Genomic DNA, 26,040 nt, shown 5'->3' on the forward strand with positions numbered 1-26,040 from the left:
TCTGCGATCAATTTCTGATTCAACGGAATTATGCCAAAACCTTTGCGGGCGTGGCCACGCGGGTGTTAGCCAAAGTGACGGCGTTTACCCTGCTCCAATACGTGAATAAATGTGTCAAAAAACGCCCGCTCAATCAGGTGAAACATGCCTTGGCCTAGTTCCACACAACGGGTTTACTAAGGTATAATAGGAAGGATTGCGCACTGCGTATTACGTATAAAGCCGAAGGGCGGGAATTTGCTGGATAAACAAACGATGAACTACGAACAATTTTCCCCTTCTTTCTTAGAATGGAGGAAACCGATAAGATTTAAAGCACAGTTTTGACCTCTTCTACGTAATACGCAATACGTAATATTTTAACGATAACACTATAACACAGTAACACAGTAACACTTTTGCTACCTGCCTCAAAGGACCCCTTTGAGGAACACCCGAACACTTAAAGGATGATTAAGATTACGTAGATGGTTAAAATTGGGAGCCACTCAACTGTTACACGGTAACACCTTAGCACTGTAGCACGATAACACTCTAACACTGGCGGTATATACATGCCTAAACTTTCACTCTCTACGAAGATTTTCCTCGGAATTATTTTGGGGTTTTTCGTCGGATTCATTTTCGGTGATTCAATCTTATTTCTGGATCCCATCGGGCAGCTGTTCATCAAACTGTTGAAGATGATCATTGTCCCGCTGATTATTGCGTCAGTTATTATGGGCGTCGCCGAAATCGGTGATGTACGGAAATTGGGGCGGTTGGGCGGAAAGACGGTATTATACTATCTTTCGACCACCGGCCTTGCAGTCGTCATCGGGATTATTATGGTGAACGTGATGCAACCGGGAGTAGGGGTAAACCTGACGCTGGAAAAGTCTCCGGAGGCCGCGCCGCCGTCGCTCATCGATACGCTGATGGGCATCGTTCCGGCGAATCCCTTCGAGGCAGTGGTTAACATGGACATGCTACCTATCATCTTTTTCTCCATTCTCATCGGCGTAGTACTCACAACTATCGGAAAAAAGGCCAAGCCCCTGGTCAGTTTTTTCGACTCGCTGAACGCGGTGATGATGAAATTGACTCACTGGATTATGGAATTGGCTCCATATGGTGTTTTTGCCCTGATGGCGGTAATTGTCGCCGAAACAGGCGGAGACGTTATCATTGATCTGGCAAAATACATGGCCACGGTACTGATTGGATTATTGATCCACGGGTTCGTCATTTTACCATTGATATTAAAAATTATTGGAAAAGGGAATCCGTTCCAGTTTGCCAAAGATATGTCATCGGCACTGGCCACGGCGTTCAGCACCTCCAGCAGCTCGGCAACACTACCGGTAACGATGGAGTCTATCGAAAAGAATGCCGGAGTTGATAACACCGTATCGAGCTTTGTACTTACCCTGGGAGCCACCATCAACATGGACGGGACAGCATTGTATGAGGCAGTGGCGGCGATATTTATCGCCCAGGTGTATGGCATCGATCTGACCTTCGCACAACAGCTCCTGATTATTGTGACGGCCACGCTGGCCGCCATCGGCGCCGCGGGAATTCCGTCCGCCGGGCTGATAACTATGATCATCGTACTAAACCAGGTGAACCTGCCGCTGGAGGGTATCGGACTGATTACGGCCGTTGATCGCATCCTGGATATGGTGCGAACCACAGTGAACGTATGGGGCGATTCGGTAGGCGCCAGAACTATCGCTGCAACAGAAAATGCGGTTAATCGTGTGGAGTCAGCGGGTGCAGGGAAATCGTAATTTTTTTCAACAAAAATCCAATCATCTCTTGCGATGTGGTTGACGGATCTTCTATATTATTAACGCTCTTTGAGAAAATAGAATAGTTTTCGGTATTTATTTCTGCAGTTATGGTGCCGAAAAACAGAACCATCAAACGAACATGAGGGAGCTACCCTCCGGGCGTGGAAAGCAGGCCTTCTCTCCCGATTTATCGGGAGGGTAAAGGAAGTTTGAAGTGCACCGGGAAGCACCCACCGTAAAAACAGGGTTCTGTTACCCGTAAGTCGCCATGGCTGTAGAATTTGACGGGTCCGGTTTTCGCCGGACCCGTTTTTTTTATACGCTAAATTTTGTGGCCTAGGTGCCAGAGCGCAAAGAGAGAAAAATTTAAAGCCGAATATATATGCGAATAACACGTAACAACAACTAACGACAAAAAATGCACTCGTTAAACCGGTTTTGACTCCATCAATAGCCAGATTATGAATCTGATCAAATGAAGGGGACAAGACACAAGCGACACAGGACTGGGGACCCGGAACACACAACAGTCCTAACTATAACACGGTAACACTATAACACTATACACGATAACACTGCCGTTAACAGGTAGAGAAACTCCATGCTAACCTGTATTTTACCACAAGTATAAGACAAACGTGGCAAAAGGAGGTCTGCCATGGCACGGAATAATACTACCCTTAAAGATATTCTGCAGAACATTATCCACGAAGAGACGCAATTTCCCGAAGACCGAAACGTTGCATTTCTCACTGTAAACCAGATAGGACGTTTGACCGAACCGGGGGCCCTGGATTTCGGGGGCTCGGAATACACCGAGGCGGAAGTGGAATGGATTGTTCCCGAAGTCCGCAATGAAGATGATAAGTACGGTTGGTGGGAACTCGGAGAAGGCTCATATCGGATTCAGTTCAATGAAGGCGTGGAGATGCCGGATGACACCGGAATGCTGCTTCAGACCTGGGAAAAAGTACGAAAAAATGGTGTCATCCATCCCACGGAAGTCATCACCAGGACTCGGAATCCACTCAGTACGCATATTTACGTCGGTGAAGCAGGTATTGGCATTAAGGAAAATGCCCGGTTGTCCGAAGTCCGGTTGCTCTGATACATCTTTACCCGCTAAATCTATCTCTGGGATAAACAGAGATACCCCTCATTCCGACTAACATCTTGCGGGAAATACGCCGGCCTCGTAAATTGCTGTTGCACTATTCAATCCGCCACTAACTCAGGAATCTTATGTCTGCTATCGCCGTACTGCACATCGTCTCATTGGGTTGCTACTGGATTAGTCTCATCCAGTTCTGGCGGTACTTTCGTTCCAGAGATTCCCGTACGGCGCGTATTGCAACACTGGGCGTGTGGCTTGGGCTCATTTCGCAGACGCTGATGCTGGTTTTATTTACCCTCCGGCGCGGGAACCTCCCCCTGGCGCAATTTGCGGAGGCAGCCACGGCATTCGTCTGGATTCTGACCATTATGTACCTGGTGCAGCAATATCTGTTGCAAGAACAGGAATTTGGCGTGTTCGTGATGGGCGTGGTGGCCCTGGTACAGACGATCAGCGTATTAGTTATAGATTATACCCACCCCCTGGCAGAAAGCCTGCAAAACGTGATGTTCGAGATACATGTGGTCTCTATGCTGTTTGGTTATGCCGGATTTACGCTGGGATTTATCGCCGCACTCATGTATCTGCTGTTGTTCAATGATATTCACGGACACCGGTTCGGACTGTTCTACTCAAGGCTGCCGTCACTGGAATTCCTGGATAAACTGAATGTTCGTTCCGTGCTGATCGGCCTGGTATTTCTGACCATGGGGATAGGGTTGGGCATGATGAACGCCGGAACCGCATGGGGGTTTTTCTGGGAATGGGATCCCAAATTGACGGTTGTCTTCCTGAACTGGCTGATCTACTGTTATTTTGCGGTGAGCTACTTGTTCTTCGGCTGGCGGGGACAGCGGACGGCCAACCTCAGCATCATCGGATTCGTTGTTGTCCTCATTTCATTCTTTATCGTAACTAATTTTACTTCTACGATTCACACTTTTTGATGCAACTTCGGTTTTACATGGTGACTGTATCGGAATCCCACATTCCGAATAGCCTGTGGAACCACCTGAGTGGGCTCATTGATAATAATCTGCTCTCCGAAGCCCTCGTGTTTCCGTATGGGGAAACATATCATCTCTATACGGTGCAGCGGGATGTAAAGGTGGACAGGGAGGTTAGGTCCGGACTTCCCGGGGATGAAAAAGCCCGGCTGGACTCCGGATTGTCGGGATTACCCGCGATTCAGCAATTCTATTGGGATGTCTTAGGTAAAGGGACTTCTCTGATTGGAGACCGTTCCCTTCAGCAGGGGCTTGAATACCATTTTTCGGAGTGTCTGAAAGCCGAGCTGATTGGACCAGTGTTCCGGAAGTTGTGGACTGAAACTTCCGGCTTCGCTGAGGAAGCTCGCGAAACCACCGAGCTGTCTGCCGGAGCGGTGATTCCCGCGTATCTTTCCTATGATTTGGCCGGAAAAATTATGGAGGATACCGGAGATGCGAAGGTGACAATACTTGGTGAACATGCCGAAGACGATGAATTTCTTCGATTTTGGAGTAATCGGAAGATAAACCAGTTATACTTCGTTGAGTCGGGAAGAGGCGCAACCCGCCAGGTTAATAATACAACCGGATATATCCCTGTCCCAAAAGATGGTTGCCGGAACGTACTTAAAAATTCCGATGTGATTATTTTGAATGCCCGACATCAGGAGTCGGTAATTACGGATGCGCTCGTTCAGGAAAACCTCAGGAATCGCCGGCAGCGGCATCTTCTGATATTCAACTGGGAGGATAGAGACTCAATAGAGTCAGAATTTATCCGGTCCCAGGCAGTATTTCTCTATTCTAGAGAGGAAATGGAGGAAGCCCTGAGTCGTGCCCGGGATCGAAGGCAGCAGGCGCTGGACAGATTAAATCCGGTACTGAATGAGGCCGCTGCAAAATTTTATGAGTGGTTTCAGTCCGATCGAAAATACCAGTTCCATGAAATGGTTGGTGCCAGCCGGGAGATGCAGCAAGTGTTTGACCTGATCCGTCGGGTAGCCTCCACTGATATTACTGTGTTAATACAGGGGGAAACCGGCACCGGTAAAGAAATGGCCGCCAGAGCCATCCACGACTTGAGCCAGCGTCGAAACGGATCGTTTGTACCGGTGAATTGCGGCGCCATCCCGGAAACCCTGCTGGAGAGCGAACTATTCGGCCATAAAAAAGGGGCATTTACCGGAGCAGATTCAGACCGAACCGGCCTCCTGAAAGAGGCCTCTGGCGGTACGGTCTTCCTGGATGAAATTGCTGATACGCCACAATCATTTCAGGTGAAACTCCTCCGGGCATTGCAGGAGAGGGAAATCACGCCGGTGGGGAGCAATAAGCCGGAGGCTATCGATGTGCGAATCATCACCGCCACACGACAGGAACTTGAGGTCCAGGTTGAGAGGGGGAACTTCCGCTCTGACCTTTACTATCGCATCAACGTCGTAAAAATTGAACTGCCGCCCCTTCGACATCGTAAAGATGATATTCTGCCATTGGTACGGCATTTCATCAGGAAGTATAACGAACGGATGGGGAAAAAAGTTACCGGACTTTCTGCGGAGGCCAATGAGGTGCTGCACTCCCATCGGTGGGATGGCAATGTACGGGAATTGGAAAATGTCATCGAACGAGCTATCGCTTTAACCCTGGGCGACGAAATCCGGAAAACCGACCTGCCGGAAGGCATCCCTGCGACGGCCAAAGATGACTCATTTGACTCCTCACCGGACTTACGTACCCTGGAAGAAGTCGAGCAGGAGCACATTGCAAACCTGCTGCGGGAGTACGACGGAAAATATGAAGATGTGGCGGAAATCCTCGGCATTGGACGCACGACACTGTGGCGGAAGATGAAAAAGTACGGACTGAGTTAACAGCAGTGTTCAAGTGTTCAGGTATTCAGGAGTTTAGGTTGAAAGGCGTGTTAAGGTGTTACAGTGTTATAGTTTGCGTTTACTTAATCTTGACATACTCTTATTCACCGCGGTGAATTACTCGCTTCCTATCATTCGGAGAAAGCAGAAAGGAAAGCAGCAGACTGATGATGTTCGCTTCCCGGTATTTTCTTCTCACCTCTTCCATTCCCACTCTTCAATAGTGTCTTGCGTCATGTCTCCACATATTCAAATCTAAAACTCCATGCTTGTAGGTGGTTCCGGCTTTAGCAGGTAGATGTTGGTGGTTCGTGGTTTGTTGTTGCCTTTCCGGTCTCGCGTCTCCGGTCTTCAGTCTCCAGTCTGTTATTCCCTATATCATATTCCCGTTTCAAGCATCCAATTTCTAGTAACCTTTATGCAATACGCAGTACGTAATACTTAATACCACACAATTCACCACTTTTTCTCCCGTTTAAACCCGCTTCGCTGACTTTAATCGGGAGATCATTCTTCCCAATCCCCGCGCACTTAACATTGCTTCTGAAGTCGAATCAGTTTAGTTTATAGGACTTTATGACGAACAACCATCCTTTCAACAGACGACTGATTACGGCACAGGAGACGCAGGACAGCCTGCTGTGCGTCGGGCTCGATCCCGATCTGCGCAAGCTCCCGGATCATCTTTCCAGAGATGCCGATGGCGTCTATACATTTTGCTCGGAAATTATTGCACAGACGAGTGAGTTTGTTTGTGCCTACAAGATCAATAGCGCTTTTTTTGAAGTACTGGGTGCCCGGGGATTTGAGATCCTGGAGAAACTTCGAGGTGAAATCCCGGATGATATCCTCGCCATCTATGATGTGAAGCGCGGCGACATCGGCAACACGGCAAAACAATATGCGTATGCGGCCTTCGACACTCTCAATATGGATGCGGTTACCGTAAATCCATACATGGGCGCCGATGCAGTGGAGCCGTTTATTCGGGATCCCACTCGTGGAGCATTTGTACTTTGCCTGACCTCAAATCCCGGGAGCGCAGATTTTGAACGGTTACAATTTAACTCCGGAGACACGTTGTACGAATCAGTGGCAAAAAAGTGTGTAGAATGGAATGCCAAAGACAACGTCGGTCTCGTGGTCGGCGCAACGCAGGCCGAATCGCTGGGAGCAATACGCAAGATCGCTGGCACCCTGCCGATACTCGCTCCGGGCGTGGGAGCACAGGGTGGTGATCTCAGAACTGTGTTGGAGGCAGGCCTGACTGACGATGAGAACGGATTGGTGATTCCCATCAGCCGGGCAATTCTGTACGCCGGTTCGGGTAAGGATTTTGCAGAAGATGCCGGCGAAGCAGCATACCATTATTCAACTCTGATCAACAGGACCTTTTCCAATGAATAAGCAGTTTGATATCGAACAACTACTCAAAGATTCCGGAGCCTATCTGGAAGGGCATTTTCTGCTGAGCTCAGGAATGCACTCCCCGCATTATTACGAAAAATTCCGATTACTGGAGAACCCCAAATATAATGCGTTGGTCGCGGATGCAATCGCACAAAAATTTAATGACAATCAGGTAGATGTCGTTGCCAGCGCTGCAGTCGGTGGGATCCTTCTGGCGTATGAAGTCGCCCGATGCTTTAACGTCAGGACAGTATTTGCCGAGCGTGTGGAGGAAAATCTTACCTTTCGCCGTGGGTTTGACATCCGGTCGGATGAAAATGTGTTATTGGTTGAAGATATTGTCACAACAGGCGGTTCGGTGCTGGAATTGCGTGACGTGGTTAAAGAAACCGGTGCCACAGTCCAGGGCATCGGGATTATCGTGGATCGCAGTAATGGCCGGTTTGATCCGGGAGTGAAGTGGTCGGCGCTCTATACCGCAGCGGTAGAGAACTACCAGGTGGATGAGTGTCCGCTTTGTGAACAGGGAATACCAATGACGACCAGAGGCAGAACCGGCAAATCAAAACAAGGGACGGAATAAACGTTGCGTTTTCGAATTCTCGGGAGCGGAAGCAAGGGTAACGCCTGCGTGGTGCAGACAGATAAAGCGCTCATTCTCGTCGATAATGGGTTCAGCGGTAAGGAAGTTGTGCGACGATTGGAATCGGTGGAAATTGATCCCAAAGATATCAACGGTATCATTGTCAGCCATGAGCACAATGACCATATAAAGGGCGTAGGTATCTTTGCCAGACGATATAAGACACCGGTATACATCTCTCATCAAACGTACAACGCGGCAAAGAAGAGCCTGAAAAATACAGAAATCCGATTTTTTACTGAAGGGAAAGAACTCCGGTATGAAGACTTAGTGGTCGATACGTTCCAGCAACCACATGATGCCGTTTCGCCGGTGGGCTTTACCTTCCGACAGCAAAACGGTGCTGGTCCGGGGGCAAAACTCGGATACGTTACCGATTTGGGACAGGTTACGACATTAGTGCGCCAGCGACTGTCAGATATTCAGGCGCTGGTTGTGGAAGCCAATCACGATGAAAAAATGCTTATGAACGGGCCGTATCCCTGGCGGACCAAGCAGCGGGTGCGTGGCCGGTACGGGCACCTGTCCAACGCCGTTTCCGCTCAGCTGATTGGCGAAATCGTCGAATCAACCGGTATTGAAGAAGTGACCCTAGCCCATCTCAGCGAAAATAATAATCTGCCCGCCCTGGCACGGGACACCGTTTTGAAACATGTAGAAGAGTCCGCCGGGCAAAAAATCGAAGTCCGGGTGGCCTCCCAACATACACCATCTGAAGAAATCATTCTGGAATAAGGAGAGACTGTATGAATGCGCGAAGAATAACACTGGTATTGACGATATTTATTGGAATGGCGTTGCTCTGGACCTGCGGAGATGAGCAGGAGACGGAATTTTCGGAGTTGAACCAGACGCAGATTGATTCGATAAAGCAGGTCGTAAAAAATGCGCCAAGGCCGCAGGTGGCCGAAAACGAAGTTGGTGTTATTGAAACGAATCATGGGACGATCGTCATCCGGTTTTTCCCTGACGTAGCGCCGAAGCACACCGCTAATTTCAAGATGCTGGCCCAGGAGGGGTACTTTGATGGCACGTGGTTTCACCGGGTAATCCCGGGATTTATGATCCAGGGTGGTGATATTCTCTCCCGTGACGGTAACCCGTCCAATGATGGCACGGGAGGTCCCGGCTTTTCCATTCCGGCGGAATTCAACAGAAAACCGCATTATCGGGGTCGCCTTTCTATGGCCCGGAGTCGGGATCCCAACAGCGCCGGGAGTCAGTTTTTTATCGTGCAGAATCCGAAGTTGACGGAAGATCAAATTTACAACGCCGAAATGCGCTTGGATTACGAATATCCGGATTCGGTCGTACAAAAGTATCTTGAAAAAGGGGGCTATCCCGGTTTGGATAACCAGTACACGGTATTTGGTGAGGTTATCCAGGGTATGGACGTTGTTGATAAAATTGCGAATCTTCCCACGGATGAGCGGGACCATCCCAACGAAAAAGCTATTATGACAAACGTGTACTTCACCGATCGCGACAATGTGGATCTTTGAATCGGATGGAGGACACCAGAATTGGTTTAGCGTTGGGTGGGGGTGGCGCCCGGGGATTTGCCCATATCGGTGTATTGCAGGTGCTGCATGAAGCGGGGTACGCCATCGATACTATTGCCGGAACGAGTATGGGCGCGGTGGTGGGAGCCATGTACGCCGAAACGCTTGACCCGTATGAGGTTGAAAACCGGTTTCTCGAATTCCTGGAGAGCGATGCCTATGAACATACTGGAATACCGCGGATCAATGCAAAAGAGGAACAGGACGCCAGCTTCTGGGATCAGATAACCTCGGAAATCCGTGGCAGGCTGGCGGTGAATCTTGCCCGGAGTCGAAAATCTTTGATAAAATCTGAGCGGCTGAAGAATGCCATCAATACACTTCTCAATATCGAAGATTTCAGCGAGTGTCAAATACCGATCACCATTCTGGCCACCGATATACTCAACGGTGAAGACGTCCCGATTTCCACGGGGGACTTACGCCAGGCTGTTGAGGCCAGCTCTTCGATTCCGGGATTTATTGCTCCCATAGATTACGACGGACACCTCCTCAGCGACGGGGGAATCAGTTGCCCGGTCCCGATAAAGTACGCCAGACAATCGACTGATAGGGTGGTAATCGGCGTCGCCGTCCCGCCACCGATTCGTAGCGGCACCGGTCTGGATAATGCCATCGAAATTATGACTCGTGCGGAACAAATCACCTCACACTACTATTCAATTAGTCAAATGAATGATGCCGATGTCAAAATTTATCCCGATGCCGAGATGATCCAGTGGAATGATTTTACACGGATGCCAGAGGTTGTAGCCGCCGGCCGGAAAGCCGCTGAAGCGGCTCTTCCGGTATTGGAGTCGGTCCTCTGGCAACGCAAACCGTGGTGGAGGCGGATATGGCAGAGATTCATTGGAAAATTGTAACAATTGTAATGATTACCACATCATAGTAATTGAGTATTAGATAATTTTAGTCCAAACAGAATAAACGGGTACGAAATGGTAGGAATAATGAGAAATATCACCGGGAAATTATTGGCGCTTTTTCTGCTGCTGCCGATTACACTTTTTGCGCAGTTTGATGTCCCTGAGAACATTGTACAGATTGAACCGAAATGGGCACAAAATGGCGCGGTGACCGGTGAGAGCGTCCAGTTGGCGCTCCAGGTTGAGGTGGAGGAGACCTGGCACATTAACTCCAACGAACCGCTGGAAGATTTTTTGATTCCGACGGAGGTGTCCTTCCAAACTGAGGATGGAATAACAACTGGCCGCGTTTATTATCCGGAAGCGCACCTGTATAATTTTGATTTTTCCGAAAGCGAAGTTGCCGTCTATGAGGGAACCGTCAACCTGGTGACGGCTGTAAGCGTGGATCAGTCGTTCACCGCAGACAGCCTGCATATTGTAGGGACTCTGCAATATCAGGCGTGTAATAATACTTCCTGTCTGCCTCCTCAAGAGAAGGATTTTACTGCGTCAATTCCGGTATTTGCCGATTCCGCCCAAATTGAAGAGGTCAACCAGGCTGCTTTCACCGGTGTCGAATCTGATATAGAATCAAGTGGCTTGTCTTCCGGTACCGATGCTGAAATCAGTGCCTGGATGCAGGAAAAAGGATTGTTCATCACATTGTTACTGGTCTTCCTCGGTGGCCTTGCGCTGAATCTCACCCCGTGTGTCTATCCGCTGATACCGATCACTGTCAGCTATTTCGGCGGGCAGGCCAAGGGGGAAAGCCTGAAGAATACCTTTGTCCTGGCGCTGTTTTACGTTCTGGGAATGGCGATTACCTACTCTTTGCTGGGTACCGTGGCTGCCCTCACCGGACAAATGATCGGTGCGGCGCTGCAGAATCCCTGGGTGCTCGGGTTTATTGCAATAATTCTCGTGGCGTTGGCGTCCAGCATGTTCGGCGCGTTTGAGATAACCGTACCCCAGAGTCTGGCGTCTATTGGCGGGAAATCGCGCCAGGGATTGTTCGGATCGCTGTTTATGGGGCTGACCGTTGGCATCATCGCCGCGCCCTGTATCGGGCCGTTTGTTTTGAGTTTGGTAATTTTTGTCGGTGACATTGGCAATCCGGCACTCGGTTTCACCATGTTCTTTGTCCTGAGTCTGGGATTGGGACTGCCGTATCTGGTGCTGGGGACGTTCTCCGGACTGATGCAGAAACTTCCCAAATCCGGCCAGTGGATGGTCTGGGTCAGGTATGTATTCGGATTTATCCTCATTGGGATGGCGATCTATTTCCTCGAACCGGTGATGTCCGGTACGCTCTACCGGATTCTGCACGGCGTGAACGCGCTTGCCGGTGCAATCTACCTGGGGGCTATTACCTGGAGCCGGTCGGATTCCAGGGCGTTCAAAATCGTCAAACCGGTCATTGGACTACTCTTTCTGGCATTCGCAATCTGGGTGGTGATTCCCAGCAAAGGCCCGGAGGTAGAGATCGAATGGCAAAAATATTCCCAGGAAAAACTGGACCAGGCTGCCAGCCAGAACAGACCCGTCATCATCGACTTTTACGCTGACTGGTGCATCCCGTGTAAGGAGTTGGATAACTTTACTTTCAGCAATCCTGCGGTGGTGGAAGAGGCTGAGCGATTTGTAACATTGAAGGCGGACCTCACTCAAAACAATGCACCGGAAGTGCAACAGTTGAAACAGAAATACGATATCCGGGGTGTGCCCTCGATCGTATTTTTAAACGAAGATGGTAGGGAAGTGGAGTCACTTCGGCTGACAGGGTTTGAATCAGCGGAACAATTTCTGGAACGTATGAATGAAATATAAGCAAATATGATAGAAACTGACCATGAGAGGAAATCAATTTATGAATTATAAAAAGGTATTTCTTGTTCTACTGGCAATGGTTATTGCAGGCGGTGTGGCTTTTATCGGGACCTACTCCAGTGCCCAGTCCGGAGTAAGCCTGGATTCCCAAGAGGCTATCTCATACAAGCCAAACGCCGATGTCAAGCCGGAGGCACCCAACTTCCAACTGCAGACCATTGATGGTAAAACAGTGCAATTGGATGATTATCGCGGCAAGGTGGTCGTGCTGAATTTCTGGGCTACCTGGTGTCCGCCGTGCCGCAAGGAGATCCCGGATTTTGTGAAGCTGACCGAAACCAAAAATCCGGAAAAGTTCGTTATACTTGGAGTGACCCTGCAGAGCGGAACCACGGAGGAGATTCAGAAATTCGCAGAAAACATGAATATGAATTATCCGGTGTTAACGGGCGATTCCAAGTATCTGGCGAAACTGACCCAGGTGTACGGCGGTGTGAGTGCCATTCCGACCACCTTTATCATCGGCCCGGACGGCAAGGTGCAGGATCGTTACGTGGGCATTAAAACCGCAGATCAGCTCTGGCAGGAGATTCAGTCGGTGATGTAGCGCCGGAAATTATTTCTTTCGAGGTTTTTGGGGCGCTATCAGCCATCGATGACTGGCAGCGCTTTGTGTTTTCATGAGGAATAATAGTGAGTCATCCCGACCGAGTCCGGCAACTGCCGGACGAGTGGAGGGATCTGGTGAAATAGTCTCTGGGGTTAAGATAGCGATATCCTTCCCCCGCGGGGATCCCTTTAGGACGACTCGCTTCGCTCGCTCAGGATGATTGAATAATATAGTCCCTTGAAGAAAAAACGGAGTCATTCCGACTGAGCGTTAGTGAACGGAGGAATCTCGTGAGATGCCCTCCGGCGGTTCTTTAACGAGTCATGACTCCTACTTTACCGCAACTACACTTCCCGCTTTAATTCTTCCAGCAACTGCTCAACCTTATACCCTGAATCCTTCTTTGCCTGCTCGAACTTCCGGACAATATCATTGCCTGAGTTAAACCGGTCTATGGCTTCCTCAGAAAGAGCATCGGTGAGCAGTATCAGGCGCAGCCAATGGGTGAGTGTGTCGAACGCTTCATCGTTAAACCAGAGTGTATTCTGGTGGCGGTTCAGCCCGAGGTAGTAGCGAACGTCTTCCAGCTTCAGGAGCGATTCCATTATACGATATGCTTCTGCCCGCTCTCCGTCTTCCGTATCATACCAGTCCTGAGCAACGGTGAGCATTTTGACGGTGCGTACCAATTTGTCGATTCTGTCGGCTGGAATCTCTAACTGGCGAAACAGATCGGCCAACAGCTGCCCCAGCAGATACTCATCAATCCACGTCCGGCTTCTTCCGGGGATGTCAGTCTCTGCGACGAGTCCGCCGATCCGGCTCAGGAGCGCCCAGGCCAAAAGGGTTGTCGGGGCGTCGGGGTTCTCTTCCAGCCGTGTCAGCACCCTCTCAATATCTGCCGCCGCTTCTTTGGACAAATCAGCACCCGATTCCTCAGTCGCAGTTCCGATGGTAAGCACGGCTTTGATTCTTTCCATCGCTTCCGGAAGCACCCGTTCGACTCCTTCCGCATTGCCAGTATATTCACTCAACGCTTTCAGAAAGCCACGGAGGTGGGATTTCAGCTGGGATGGTATGTCCGAATCCATTTTATCGGAATCGGCCGCAAATTTTTGAAGTGTCCGAAACAGTTTTGCATTAAATATCGGTCTGGCTTTCTCATGTAACGGCTGCAGCATGGTTTCACGGAGGGCCTCCTGCACACTGGGAACTCCCCGTCCGTTCAGATATTCGGCCAGCTGCCGGTACTGGCCATCCTGATCATAGACTTCCCGGAAATCCAGGAACACCTGATATTTGAAGGCGCCGAGTTCGATGTACAATCCCTGTTCGTGCAACTGTTTACTGTTCCTGATGTACTCCATCCCAGTGATATGATCACGGAAGATGCAGTAATACGAATCGTCGTTGCTCAGGTGGAGTCCTTCGCCGAGGGACTGTTGTACAAGATTGCCATCAGACGTCCTGCGCCCAACTGAAGTCCGCAGCCACCCCTTGGCATCTTCGAATTTGTTATTGTAGGTCACCAGTCCCTTTTCATCACCAGAACGGTTGGAGTAGGCGAAGACGTTCTCGTTGACGTGTCCCTCCGGTGCGAACAGATCATAAAGTTGGAAGTTTTCAACATCGGCGAACAGGTACCGCTTTTTCATAAGAGGAAAAACTTCCCGTTCATGGCGCTGAATGAGATGGTCGTCCGGCGTCTCGTCACGGTACGCCCGCTTGTATTCCATGCCGTACTTCTCAGTGTAGCCTTCTATTTGTCCGTGGCCGATCATCGGCAGCCCGGGCATAGTGACCATCATGATGCAGGTGCCGAAGTATTTGTCATCTTTGCCAAACTGGGCGACCGCCGTCTCCTCGTCCGGATTATTCATAAAGTTCACGAACCGCTTCAGGATCTCAGGGTTGAACTCCAGTACATTTTTGATGGTGTCGCGATATTTCGAATTTTCTTCGTCCTTCAGCATGTGCATAAAGGCGCTGTTGTACACCCGGTGCATGCCGAGGGTCCGAACGAAATATCCTTCCATCAGCCAAAACGCCTCGGCCAAAAGCAGGGTGTCCGGTTCTTCCTCGGCTACACGATCCACGACTTCCCGCCAGAATTCCTTGGGGAAGACGCGGTCGAATTCTTCTTTGGTCATGCCGTACTCAGCGCGGGACGGAATGTCCCCACCGGTGCCCGGCTGAGGATACCAGAGTCGCTGATAGTGCTTTTTCGCCAGTGTCATCGCCGCATCGAAACGGATAATGGAGCACTTCCTTGCCACGTGTAAGATGGTCTGTATGACCGCCTCCCGAACTTCTTCGTTGAGATAATTCAGTTGGGCTGTGTCATTCCACGGCATGCTGGTGCCGTCGTTCCCATGATAAATGAAGCGCGTCTCACCGGTGTTGTGATTGACACGCTTGAAGACCACGGCAGCGTCACTTCGCTCGTAATAATGGTCTTCCAGATAGATGCCGACATCGTCTCTTCGGCTTAGATCTTTCCCATTGAAGGTATAACCCGGGAACGGCGGATAATCCAGCTGGACGAACCAGTCCGGATGTTCGATAACCCACCTGCCGTCAATACCCACATGGTTCGGCACCATATCGCCGGACATCCGGATGCTGCGTTCTCTGGCCCGGCGCCGGAGATCGTTGTAGGCCTCTTCGCCGCCGAGTTCGTCAGCGATAACATAATCATAGAGCGAATATGCCGAGGCGACCGCCTCCGGATTGCCCATCATCTGCTTGATTTCCTTGGAGGCATGACTCCGCTCCCAGAGCCCGATGAGCCAGAGGCCGGTAATGCCCCAACGACTCAGTATATCCAATTCCTCATCCGGGATCTGATTCAGCTTGGAGATATCCCGCTCGTATTTCTTCGAGAGCTGATCCAGCCAGACGTAAACATTTTTTGCCAGCAGGACGACCTTCGGCATCCAGTCCAGATCTTCGCTGAATCGCTCGTAATCCGGCTCGCCCGAAAAATCGTATGTTTGGCTTGGACCGGAACCGATGAATCGGGCTTTGCGTTCCTCCTCGATAAAATCCAGCCCACGGAGCAGGCGATAAAAATATTTGCCAAGGATAGAACCCCAGTGCTGTCGAATCCATTCCAGCTGGCCAGAGATAGAGTGGGGTGATGCCTTTGCCGGTGCCTGGAGCATTTCCAGCAGCTGCTGGTTCTCGGGGCCGAATTTTGGCTGCGTCTCGAAGAAATCGTCCAGGGATTCGAGGGCTTCGAGATATTTCGTACCCTTTTCAAGATCGTCATCGTCGAACAGTTCGAGATAATTGGACAAGGCCGGATTGATATTTGAGAGCCAGAGAAGGATCACCTCTTCCAGCATTACTTCAGTGTGTGGAGTGGATTCGGTGCTCTTTTCCAGATAATCCGCCGCGGAAAGTTCCTGGCGATACACTTTAATGGGCGGGAATGCATCGGTAAAACGTTCCAGTGTTTTCCGAAGTTCTTTTTCACCAATTCTCTCCCGGAGATATTCCAGAGCCTCCGGGAAAACCGTGCTGTTCTTCTGTTTTCGGAATTGATCGATCATATAATGGAGTACTTCATGAATAAGGCCGATCCCATTGATATCGCCGGCGTTCACGGCTTTTTCGGGGATTTCCACCACGTTCCGTTTGTCGTTCATTCGCTGGGCGAATTTCCGGACGGTGTGAAAATCGGCGAATATTGCATCCCCGTGCTGGGCGAATAACGTCTGTTCAAACTGGTATTTGTCCCTTGCCTCCCGTGATATGTGAAGTTCACGCCAGAGTTCGTAATTTGGCCTGGAATAATTCATAGTGCTCCTTCCGCAATCATCTCTGCAAAGATTATCTGTTATTTTAACCAGCAGGCGGGTCTGTGTCCAGTGAAGTCTGATAGACATATGGAATATCCGATGGCCAAATATAAATTTTCTTAAATCCCCACTCATAAGTGAAAAACACAGATTACAAAATAAAGATTTAAGAAAGGGCGAAGCGAAGGCGCCCAAAATATTTCTCCCTGTATAAATTTCGGAATTCCCGGAGTGTGGGGTGGAATGCACAATCAGATAGTTGGAGGGATGGTTATTAATAACGGGGATCCTTTGGCTGCGGATTGATTGAATCGAACGCTCGCTCAGGATGACTGGCATTGTTTCTGTGCTAGCATGAATAAAAAAATTGAGTCATCCCGACCGAACGAAGTGAGTCGAGGAACCGCGTGAAGTAATCTCAGGAGACAAACTGACGAGATCCCTCCCCGGATAGATAGCGCAGTAGAGGAAAAACCACTTGACACCCAATTTTCTAATCTCTATTCTTACAATCTCATAAACGAAAACGGATTAAAAAGAAAAATAATGGCACAGATAACTAAAAATTTTAACGCACATGGATCTGAGGTAACGGAAGTGCGTCCCGTCATTATTACTCTATCCGATTCGCTGAAGAAACAGTATAAGGCTAAGGCCAAGGATAAAACTACATACCCGGGGTTTGGTGCCTTGTACTGATTTCTACATACATAAGATTTAACTAAAAAGCGCCGAATCCCGAAAAGGGTTCGGCGCTTTTTTTATGTATCTTATAATCAAACACCAATCGAAAGGAGCAACAACAATGAGTTCACAGACAGTATCCTGCCCGGAATGTGGCGGCGATGTCAATCTGGATGCCGATGTCATGGCGCATGAGATCATCCAGTGCGAAGAGTGCGGAGTAGAGCTGGAAGTCGTGTCTACGGATCCGGTGGAGATCGATCTGGCGCCGGAAATCGAAGAAGACTGGGGCGAATAGAGACCAAAGGAGCAGACTGTTATGCATGTCGGAGTATTAATCGGCCGGGTTCGGGTGGAAGAGAAACTCCTGTTCAAAGCGCTGGAGGAACGGGGCGTAAACTACGAACCCATTTATGATGATGAGCTGCAATTCGGCTCAGCCAATATCGACGAATGGTCCCGGTTTGACGTGATCCTGGAGCGTTCAATCAGCCATTCCCGGGCGCTTACATCGCTGGGATTTTTTAATAAGCTGGGGATTCCCACGGTGAATGAATACGAGGTTGCCCGGATTTGCGGAGATAAAATTGAAACCTCCGTTCTTCTTGAGGAAGCGGATATCCCACAGCCGGAATTTATGGTGGCTTATACACCGGACAGCGCGCTGGAGGCTATCGAAACCATGGGCTATCCGGTAGTGCTGAAACCAGCCATCGGTTCATGGGGGCGCTTGCAGGCCAAAATTACCAGCCGGAATATGGCGGAATCAATCCTGGAGCACAAGAAAACTTTGGGCGGCGTGCAGCACGCCATCTTTTATATCCAGGAGTACATCGAGAAACCCGGCCGGGATCTCCGGACATTCGTAATCGACGGCGAACCCATCTGCGCTATTCGGCGGGAGTCCGATCACTGGATCACCAACACTTCCCGCGGTGGTCATGCGGATAACCATCCCATGAGCGACGAACTCATTGAGCTGTCTCGCAATACCTCAGACGCCATTGGTGGCGGTGTGATTGCGGTGGACGTCTTCGAAAGCGATCGCGGTCTGCTGGTAAATGAGGTGAACTATACCATGGAATTCCGAAACTCCATCGAACCCACCGGCGTGGATATCCCGGCGCGGATTATCGATTATGTTATCGCCGTCGGTGAAGGCGCAACCGCTGCTGAGCAGGAAGAGGCGGAACTGGAGGCGGTATGTTAGACGTGGCAATCGTAGGCGGTTCCGGCTATGTTGGCGGCGAATTGCTCCGCATTCTGCTGGATCATCCGGAGTGCAAGATCACCCAGGTTACCTCGGAGCGCTTTTCCCGACGATCGGTTACCACCTTGCATCCCAACCTGCGGGATCGGACGCGGCTCCGGTTTCGGTCGATAGACCAGCTGGAGAAGGCCGACGTTTTATTTCTCTGTCTCCCTCACGGAAAAGCTATCGGTGACATCGAACGATTTGCGGAACTGGCCGACACAATTATCGACTGCTCGGCGGACTTCCGGCTGCGTGACTCCGCCTGGCACAAAGAGTGGTACGATACCTATACCGACAATCCGGATTACCGGAGCCGATTCGTGTATGGACTGCCAGAACTGGAGCGGGAGAACTTGCGTGGCGCCCGGTATATCTCCGGCGTTGGCTGCAACGCCACCGCCACCAACCTGGCGCTCTATCCGCTGGCGAACGCCGGCGTGATTGAGAGCGTAACCGTGGATATAAAAGTCGGCTCCAGCGAAGGCGGCGCCAGCGCATCGCTGTCGTCCCATCACCCAGAGCGGGCCGGCGTCGTCCGGTCGTTTGCACCGACGGGACACCGGCACCAAGCGGAAGTCATCCAGGAGCTGGGACTCACCAGAGAACAATTAAACTTTTCCGCGACCGCCATCGATATGGTGCGTGGCATTCTCGCAACTTCGCACGTTTTTCTCAGTGAAGAAGTCTCCAATAAAGACATCTTTGGAATGTACCGGGATGCGTACAAGAAGGAACCCTTCATCCGGATTATTAGGGATCGGGCCGGCGTGTACCGGTTTCCGGAGCCGAAGATTCTGGCTGGCTCCAACTACTGTGACATCGGCTGGCAGGTGGACGAGGGCTCGAACCGCGTCGTGGTGGTGAGCGCGCTGGATAACCTGATGAAGGGGGCCGCCGGCAGCGCCGTCCAGTCGCTGAACGTAGCGCACGGATTTGACGAGCGCGCCGGACTCGGATTCTCGGGCCTGCATCCGGTATGATGGGAGGCAGTCCCAACGGGATCCCTTGCGGGAAGAGATGGAGTTGTGTGGTTTGATAAATACTATATACGATATCCAAGGGCTCCCCAAAGGGGTTGAAATTCAACGAGAATACGAGATAGAAGCAAGCAGTTGTTAGAATTATTTCGAATGATAGAAGGGATTGAGCATGTACGTAATTAAGGTAGGCGGCGGCGAGGGTAACGCCATCGAGCCGCTGGTGAAGGAACTAGCAGATCGCTGGCAATCCGGCGAACGCTGGGTGTTGGTGCACGGTGGATCGGCGCGCGTCAACGAGGTGGCGACCGCACTGGATCATCCGCCGGAGTTCGTGACATCGTCATCCGGCTTCAGGAGCCGCCGGACGGACAAACGCACCGCGGAGATCTTTGCCATGGTGGTGACTGGCGATGTGAATACCTCCATTGTTCGGATGCTGCAGGAATACGATGTGAACGCCGTCGGACTCTCCGGCCTGGACGGCCGGCTCATGTCCGGTCCCCGGAAGAAGGCCATCCGCGTGAAGGAGAACGGTCGTCAGCGGATTATCCGTGACGATTACACCGGAAAGGTAACCAGCGTGAACGCTGATCTGCTGAGGACTCTTTTGGAGAATGGTTATGCTCCTGTAGTCTCTCCGCCGGCCATCAGCACCGAGGAGGAAATTATCAACGTAGACGGCGACAGAGCCGCCGCGGCCATCGCCGGGAGCCTTAAAGCGGATGAACTGATTCTGCTCACCGGCGCGCCGGGGCTGCTTGCCGATGCGGACGATCCGGACTCACGAATTGACTTTGTACCGCGTTCGGGAATCAAGGAAGCGATATCGAATTATGCGGAAGGACGCATGCGAATCAAATTGCTGGCCGCCAGTGAAGCACTAGACGGGGGTGTCGGCAGGGTCTTCATTGGGGCCAGCAATACTTCCAATCCGTTGGCAACGGTGTTTTCCGGCGAGGGAACGCGATTTGAGCAGGATGCGGTAAACGAGGAAAACCAGGAAGGGGTTGAACAGTGAACTCCCATGAGATGGAAGAGCAGTACGGAAGCGGCGCGTACGGATTACGCGGCATCACGCTAACCCACGGGGAAGGCGCAAGAATTTTCGATGACGAGGGCAACTCTTATGTAGATTGCGTTGCCGGTCACGGTGCGGCGATACTGGGCCATGCACATCCGGTGATTGTCGACGCCATGCACGAGCAGTCCCAGCGATTGATGGCCTGCTCGAACTCTTTTTCCAACGATCAGCGAGCGCGGCTACTTGAACGACTCATTCATAATTGCAATCATCTGGACGATGCCAATTTTTCCAGAGCATTTCTCACCAACTCCGGCACGGAAGCTGTGGAGGCAGCGCTGAAGCTGGCCCGTCATGCCACCGGAAGATCAGAAATTATCGCCACCATGCGGTGCTTTCACGGCCGGACGTTCGGATCACTGAGTCTCACCTGGCGTAAAAAATACCGTAAACCGTTTGAACCGCTGGTGCCGGATGTGAATCACATTCCGCTGAATAATATTGAGGCAGCACAGGAGGCGATCACCGAGGAGACCGCCGCAGTTGTGGTGGAGCCTGTGCAGGGCGAAGGCGGGGTGATTCCGGCAGACTCAGCCTACCTGGAAGCGTTGCGGGAGCAGTGTGACGAAACCGGCACTCTGCTAATTTTCGATGAGATACAGACCGGATTCGGCCGCACCGGCGAATGGTTCGCGTTCCAACATCATAATGTGGTTCCGGATGTGCTGACTCTGGCGAAAGGCATTGCGGGTGGATTTCCCATGGGCGCTATGGTGTTCAGGGAATCAGTTGAGCCATTTTCGAACGGGATTCATGGTTCCACGTTCGGCGGAAATCCGCTGGCCAGCGCCGTGAGCCTTGCGACTATGGGTATTCTGGAGGAGCAGAATCTACCGGCGCGCTCAAAAGAACTTGGCGCCAAAGCACTTGAATATCTTTCGGAAGAATTGGAGGACACCCAAATCATTCGCGGAATACGCGGATTTGGTCTAATGATCGGCATTGAGTTGCGTCGGCGGGTGACGCCGGTACTGAAGGAACTCATGGAGCGTGGCATTCTGGCGCTGCCGGCGGGATCGACCATCCTGCGCTTCCTGCCACCGCTGAATATTCCGGAAGAGGAGTGGGAATTCGTGCTGGAGGAGACGGTCGCAATCCTGCAGGACAGAACCATGCCCACAAGGAAAGCATCGGAGCAGGGATGAATCCCAGGGAATTACTCCACCGGATGGTCGAAATCCCCAGCGTCAGCGGCGACGAACGCGCGGTAGCGGAGTTTCTTGTCGAGTCCATGAATGATATGGGCTTCGATGCTCATATCGATTCCGCCGGGAATGCCATCGGAGTTATCGGCGACGGCCCCGGAGAAATAGTTCTGCTGGGACACATGGATACCGTCCCCGGCGGGCCGGAAGTCCGCATCGAGGATGACATCCTGTACGGACGTGGATCGGTGGATGCCAAGGGCGCATTGGCCACGTTTATCTCTGCGGCGGCAAACGCTGGAGCGGACAATCAGCGAATTATTGTGATTGGCGCGGTTGAGGAAGAGATTCACACTTCAAAGGGCGCTCGAGCGATCGCAGATGAATATCGCCCGGATTACTGCATCATCGGTGAACCCAGCGGCTGGGATGCAGTCACCCTGGGATACAAGGGCCGTGTAGTGATGGAATATTCCGCGGAAAAGCCGACCGCGCATCCGGCGGCGGACGAGACCTCCGTGGCGGAAGACACTATCCATCTCTGGAACGGTATTCAGTCCTACGTTGCCGAATTCAATGAAGATACAGACGGAATTTTTCAGCGGCTCCAGAGTCGAATTCCGCATATGGCCACGAGTGAACCGGAGAATACCCAGCGGATGGAAGCCCGGTTTACCTTCCGGCTCCCGCCATCTCTGGAACCGGAACAGTTGATTGAAGATTTACGGAATTTACCCGGAGCAGATGGCGCTATCACCGTCAAAGAATCGGTACCGGCGTACGCCGGAGACAGGAGGACGCCGCTGCACCGGGCGTTTATGAAGGGCATCAGGGCGGAGGGCAGCCGGCCGCGATTCAAGGTAAAAACCGGTACCAGCGATATGAACGTGGTCGGGCCGGTCTGGAACTGCCCGATACTGGCGTACGGGCCCGGAGATTCCGGCCTGGATCACACGCCGAACGAACATCTTGATTTAAACGAATATGAACGAAGCATTGCAGTATTGACAACTGTATTACACGAAACCGCACGGGAGGAACGAACATGAAAATCGGCGAATACTCAATTATCGAATCGACGCTGCGCGAGGGTGAGCAGTTTGTAAACGCGTTTTTCACCACCGGGCAGAAAAAGCACATCGCCGAACTGCTGGACGATTTTGGCGTGGAATATCTGGAACTCACGTCGCCATGTGCGTCGCCGCAGAGCAAGGCGGACATTGAGGAGATCACCAAACAAAACTACCGTGCGAAGATCCTGACGCACACCCGCTGTACTGTGAGCGATGCCAAAATCGCAGTAGAAACAGGTGTGGATGGCGTGGATGTTGTGATTGGGACATCCTCATATCTGAGAGAGTTCAGCCACGGGAAATCGATAGACCAGATCATCGACCTGGCGCTGGAGGTGATCGATTACCTGAAGTCCCAGAATGTGGAAGTCCGCTTCAGCACCGAGGACAGTCTCCGCTCTGAGAACGAAGACCTGTTCCGGGTCTACGAAGCCGTGGACGAATTCGGCGTCGACCGGGTCGGTATCGCCGATACCGTGGGCGTCGGAACACCACTGGAAATATACGAACTGGTCAAAGAGTTACGTTCCCGGGTGGCCTGCGACATCGAATTTCACGGACACAACGACAGCGGATGCGCCATTGCCAACGCCTTTATGGCGCTGCAGGGCGGCGCCACGCACATCGATACCAGCGTGCTGGGCATCGGCGAGCGGAACGGCATTACGCCGCTGGGTGGATTGATCGCCAGACTCTACGCCACAGATAAATCGCTGGTGGAAAAGTATGACATTACCAAACTGGATGAACTGGATCACCACGTGGCGGAGTTGGTAAACGTGGACGTGCCGTTTAACAACTACATCACCGGTTACTCAGCATTTACCCACAAGGCTGGCATCCACGCCAAGGCGATCCTGAACAATCCGGCGACTTATGAAATTTTGAAACCGGAAGACTTCGGCCTGAGTCGCTATATCCATATTGCGCATCGGTTGACCGGCTGGAACGCTGTCCGCCAGCGGGCCCAGCAGCTGGGGCTTTCCATGGAAGATGAGGCAGTCAAGGCGCTCACGCAGAAGATTAAAACCCTGGCCGACGATCAGCATCTGACCCTGGATGACGTGGACGCTATGCTCCATCACGTGGCGGAAAATGATGTGAGCCTGTCGGAAGCAGTCTCGGAGGTGGTGGAGGCGCAATGAGTAATCAAACTAACGGAAGTAGCCGGTCGCAGACCTTTGTCCAGAAAGTCCTCGCCAGAGGCGCTGGCCAGGAGTACGCCGAAATCGGTGAAGTGGTGGACGTCACACCGGATCGCGCTCTGAGCCACGATAACAGCGCAGCCATTCGGGGATATTTTGAGTCGCTGGGTGTGACGGATGTTTGGGATCCGGAAAAACTGGCTATCACCCTGGATCATGCAGCGCCGGCGCCGACGGTGAAGCACGCGGAGAATCATTCGAAGATCCGGGAATTCGTGAAGGAACAAGGTATTTCACATTTTTTCGAAGTCGGGCGAGGGATTTGTCACCAGGTACTCAGCGAAGAGGCGCTGATTTTGCCAGGACAGATTATCTTGGGCGCCGACTCCCACACGCCGCACTTCGGCTGGATGGGAGCCTTTGGAACCGGTATTGGTCGCAGCGAGATGGCTGCCACCTGGGCAGCCGGCGAACTCTGGCTCCGGGTACCGGAGACGATTCGCGTACGATTGACCGGGGAGTTGAGTAACGGAGCAACCTCCAAGGATGTGGCGCTGAGTCTCATCGGACAATTCGGAGCCGACGGTGCGCTGTATAAATCCGTGGAATTTACAGGCGACGGTGTGTCACAGTTCACCGTGGAAGACCGGATGGTGCTCATTAATATGATGGCGGAGTTCGGCGCTAAGAACGCCTACCTTGAGCCGGATGAGAGTGTATTCGACTGGCTGGCAGCGCGGCTGGCGAAGCGCACTGGCGATTCGGTGGAATCGTGCCGCCAGCGAATCGAGGAGTTGGTGCTTTACCCGGATGAAGACGCCGAGTACGATCGTACCATCGATTTTGACCTCAGTGAGATTGAGCCGGTGGTGGCGAAGCCGCATACCGTGGACAATGTGGTGCCGCTCTCCGAGATGGAGGGGACGCGGGTGCATCAGGCGTACATCGGCACCTGCACCAACGGCCGGCTGTCCGACATCGCCGCTGCGGCGGAAGTCCTCCGGGGCAAACGAATTTCGCCGAATACCAGGCTGATGGTCGTACCGGCGTCATCTGAAGTTTTGGAGCAGGCTACGGATCTTGGGTATACCAGCGATCTGGTGAAGGCCGGTGCGGTGATAAGTCCGCCGGGCTGCGGCGCCTGCATGGGGAATCACATGGGCGTGCTGGCTCCCGGTGAGGTCTGTATCAGCAGCGCGAACCGTAATTTCCAGGGACGCATGGGCACCAGAGATGCGGAGATCTATCTGGCGAATCCGGCGGTGGTGGCAGCCAGCGCACTGGCGGGATATATCACGAATCCGGAAAATATCAAGGAAGAGGTGGAAGTCTGATGGAGAACGTAATCGAAGGCAAAATCTGGAAATACGGCGATGACGTAAACACCGACGTGATCTTCCCCGGGAAGTACACCTATACCATCAGCGACCCATCTGAGATGGCCAAACACGCACTGGAAGATCTTGATCCCGATTTTGCTGAAAATGTGAATGCGGGCGATATCATCGTCGGCGGCTCCAACTGGGGCAACGGATCCAGCCGGGAGCAGGCGGTGACCTGCCTGAAGGAGGCAGGCGTCGGCGCTATCATTGCCAAATCCTTTGCACGGATTTACTACCGGAACTGCATCAACAATGCGCTGCCGGCGATTACCTGTCCCGACCTGGTGGATAACGTAGAAGAGGGCGATACGATTGCCGTCCATCTCAAAGACGGAGTTATTCGTGCAAATGATCGGGAATTCCGCTTCCCGGCGTTCCCGGTTTCGGTGGTGGAGATCTTTAATGCTGGTGGGTTGTTGCCGTATACGAGGGAGCGGTTGGCGCGGGAATAATCTCAAATCCCACCTCCAATTATAACAGGAGTCTTTCCGAGTAAGTCCGGCGGAGACCGGACGCACCGAGGAATCTCGTAAGATTAACTCTCAAGGTAAATTAACGAGACCCTTCCCCAGCGGGATCCCTTTGGGACGACTCGCTCCGCTCGCTCAGGATGACTGTGTATGTCGGGGCAGCCATTAGTAAATGTTTTTTTGTGGTTTTATTCGGAAACTCAGCTGTCTGAGCACCTGGATAGAAACTATCGAAGCGGAATTTTCACTGTAAAATATTGAATGAAAGACCATCTGTCGGCGTAGAAGTGCGAGTTCTGAGTTTCCTTGATTT

Annotated in this window: 21 protein-coding genes; 20 read left to right on the forward strand and 1 reads right to left on the reverse strand. The window is 51.8% G+C overall.

The window, feature by feature from the left end; all coding sequences use genetic code 11:
* The first annotated feature begins 554 nt into the window (after nt 1-554).
* The 11 genes from K9N57_15340 to K9N57_15390 all read left to right on the forward strand — a co-directional run bounded on the left by K9N57_15340 (nt 555) and on the right by K9N57_15390 (nt 12,706).
* Complete coding sequence (locus tag K9N57_15340; GenBank protein ID MCF7805557.1) at nt 555-1,772, forward strand: dicarboxylate/amino acid:cation symporter; 1,218 nt, start codon at nt 555-557, stop codon at nt 1,770-1,772.
* Between the two features lie 661 nt (nt 1,773-2,433).
* Nucleotides 2,434-2,883 carry a dCTP deaminase gene (locus K9N57_15345; GenBank protein MCF7805558.1) on the forward strand — a complete coding sequence of 150 codons (450 nt, stop codon included), beginning with the start codon at nt 2,434-2,436 and terminating at the stop codon, nt 2,881-2,883.
* Between the two features lie 134 nt (nt 2,884-3,017).
* Nucleotides 3,018-3,836 (forward strand): cytochrome c biogenesis protein CcsA, encoded by an 819-nt coding sequence (ccsA, locus tag K9N57_15350; protein ID MCF7805559.1) that lies wholly within the window; start codon nt 3,018-3,020, stop codon nt 3,834-3,836.
* Nucleotides 3,836-5,749 (forward strand): sigma 54-interacting transcriptional regulator, encoded by a 1,914-nt coding sequence (locus K9N57_15355; GenBank protein ID MCF7805560.1) that lies wholly within the window; start codon nt 3,836-3,838, stop codon nt 5,747-5,749. Before ccsA ends, K9N57_15355 begins: the two co-directional genes overlap by 1 nt.
* 576 nt (nt 5,750-6,325) lie before the next feature.
* The gene (gene pyrF / locus K9N57_15360; GenBank protein MCF7805561.1) at nt 6,326-7,156 is read left to right on the forward strand and encodes an orotidine-5'-phosphate decarboxylase; all 831 of its coding nucleotides are present in this window, start codon (nt 6,326-6,328) and stop codon (nt 7,154-7,156) included.
* The gene (gene pyrE / locus K9N57_15365) at nt 7,149-7,742 is read left to right on the forward strand and encodes an orotate phosphoribosyltransferase (protein ID MCF7805562.1); all 594 of its coding nucleotides are present in this window, start codon (nt 7,149-7,151) and stop codon (nt 7,740-7,742) included. Before pyrF ends, pyrE begins: the two co-directional genes overlap by 8 nt.
* Nucleotides 7,743-7,745: 3 nt before the next feature.
* Nucleotides 7,746-8,537 carry an MBL fold metallo-hydrolase gene (locus K9N57_15370; protein ID MCF7805563.1) on the forward strand — a complete coding sequence of 264 codons (792 nt, stop codon included), beginning with the start codon at nt 7,746-7,748 and terminating at the stop codon, nt 8,535-8,537.
* Between the two features lie 56 nt (nt 8,538-8,593).
* Entirely contained in the window at nt 8,594-9,304 is a 711-nt protein-coding gene (locus K9N57_15375; protein ID MCF7805564.1) for a peptidylprolyl isomerase, read from the forward strand.
* Between the two features lie 5 nt (nt 9,305-9,309).
* Complete coding sequence (locus K9N57_15380; protein MCF7805565.1) at nt 9,310-10,227, forward strand: patatin-like phospholipase family protein; 918 nt, start codon at nt 9,310-9,312, stop codon at nt 10,225-10,227.
* Between the two features lie 87 nt (nt 10,228-10,314).
* The gene (dsbD, locus tag K9N57_15385; protein ID MCF7805566.1) at nt 10,315-12,099 is read left to right on the forward strand and encodes a protein-disulfide reductase DsbD; all 1,785 of its coding nucleotides are present in this window, start codon (nt 10,315-10,317) and stop codon (nt 12,097-12,099) included.
* 40 nt (nt 12,100-12,139) lie between these two features.
* Nucleotides 12,140-12,706: a TlpA family protein disulfide reductase gene (locus K9N57_15390; protein ID MCF7805567.1), complete on the forward strand. Its 567-nt coding sequence runs from the start codon at nt 12,140-12,142 to the stop codon at nt 12,704-12,706.
* A gap of 347 nt (nt 12,707-13,053) precedes the next feature.
* Here the strand turns inward: K9N57_15390 and K9N57_15395 are convergent, their stop codons facing one another.
* Nucleotides 13,054-16,512: an alpha-amylase gene (locus tag K9N57_15395; protein ID MCF7805568.1), complete on the reverse strand. Its 3,459-nt coding sequence runs from the start codon at nt 16,510-16,512 to the stop codon at nt 13,054-13,056.
* An 805-nt stretch (nt 16,513-17,317) separates the two neighbouring features.
* On the opposite strand from K9N57_15395, the gene lysW reads away from it, so the two are divergent.
* The 9 genes from lysW to K9N57_15440 all read left to right on the forward strand — a co-directional run bounded on the left by lysW (nt 17,318) and on the right by K9N57_15440 (nt 25,709).
* Nucleotides 17,318-17,494, forward strand: a complete 177-nt coding sequence (gene lysW / locus K9N57_15400; protein MCF7805569.1) for a lysine biosynthesis protein LysW — start codon at nt 17,318-17,320, stop codon at nt 17,492-17,494.
* A gap of 21 nt (nt 17,495-17,515) precedes the next feature.
* Nucleotides 17,516-18,406, forward strand: a complete 891-nt coding sequence (gene lysX, locus K9N57_15405) for a lysine biosynthesis protein LysX (GenBank protein ID MCF7805570.1) — start codon at nt 17,516-17,518, stop codon at nt 18,404-18,406.
* The gene (argC, locus tag K9N57_15410) at nt 18,400-19,431 is read left to right on the forward strand and encodes an N-acetyl-gamma-glutamyl-phosphate reductase (protein MCF7805571.1); all 1,032 of its coding nucleotides are present in this window, start codon (nt 18,400-18,402) and stop codon (nt 19,429-19,431) included. The genes lysX and argC overlap by 7 nt, the downstream gene beginning before the upstream one ends.
* Nucleotides 19,432-19,600: 169 nt before the next feature.
* Nucleotides 19,601-20,449 (forward strand): [LysW]-aminoadipate kinase, encoded by an 849-nt coding sequence (locus tag K9N57_15415; GenBank protein MCF7805572.1) that lies wholly within the window; start codon nt 19,601-19,603, stop codon nt 20,447-20,449.
* An 11-nt stretch (nt 20,450-20,460) separates the two neighbouring features.
* Nucleotides 20,461-21,657 (forward strand): aspartate aminotransferase family protein, encoded by a 1,197-nt coding sequence (locus tag K9N57_15420; protein MCF7805573.1) that lies wholly within the window; start codon nt 20,461-20,463, stop codon nt 21,655-21,657.
* The gene (locus K9N57_15425) at nt 21,654-22,706 is read left to right on the forward strand and encodes a [LysW]-lysine hydrolase (GenBank protein ID MCF7805574.1); all 1,053 of its coding nucleotides are present in this window, start codon (nt 21,654-21,656) and stop codon (nt 22,704-22,706) included. The genes K9N57_15420 and K9N57_15425 overlap by 4 nt, the downstream gene beginning before the upstream one ends.
* The gene (gene lysS, locus K9N57_15430; protein ID MCF7805575.1) at nt 22,703-23,875 is read left to right on the forward strand and encodes a homocitrate synthase; all 1,173 of its coding nucleotides are present in this window, start codon (nt 22,703-22,705) and stop codon (nt 23,873-23,875) included. Before K9N57_15425 ends, lysS begins: the two co-directional genes overlap by 4 nt.
* Nucleotides 23,872-25,209, forward strand: coding sequence for a 3-isopropylmalate dehydratase large subunit (locus tag K9N57_15435; GenBank protein MCF7805576.1), 1,338 nt, complete (start codon nt 23,872-23,874; stop codon nt 25,207-25,209). Before lysS ends, K9N57_15435 begins: the two co-directional genes overlap by 4 nt.
* The gene (locus K9N57_15440; GenBank protein ID MCF7805577.1) at nt 25,209-25,709 is read left to right on the forward strand and encodes a 3-isopropylmalate dehydratase; all 501 of its coding nucleotides are present in this window, start codon (nt 25,209-25,211) and stop codon (nt 25,707-25,709) included. The genes K9N57_15435 and K9N57_15440 overlap by 1 nt, the downstream gene beginning before the upstream one ends.
* The last annotated feature ends 331 nt before the right edge of the window (nt 25,710-26,040 follow it).

The organism is Candidatus Neomarinimicrobiota bacterium, assembly GCA_021734025.1.
Lineage (GTDB): Bacteria > Fidelibacterota > JAANXI01 > JAANXI01 > JAANXI01 > JAANXI01.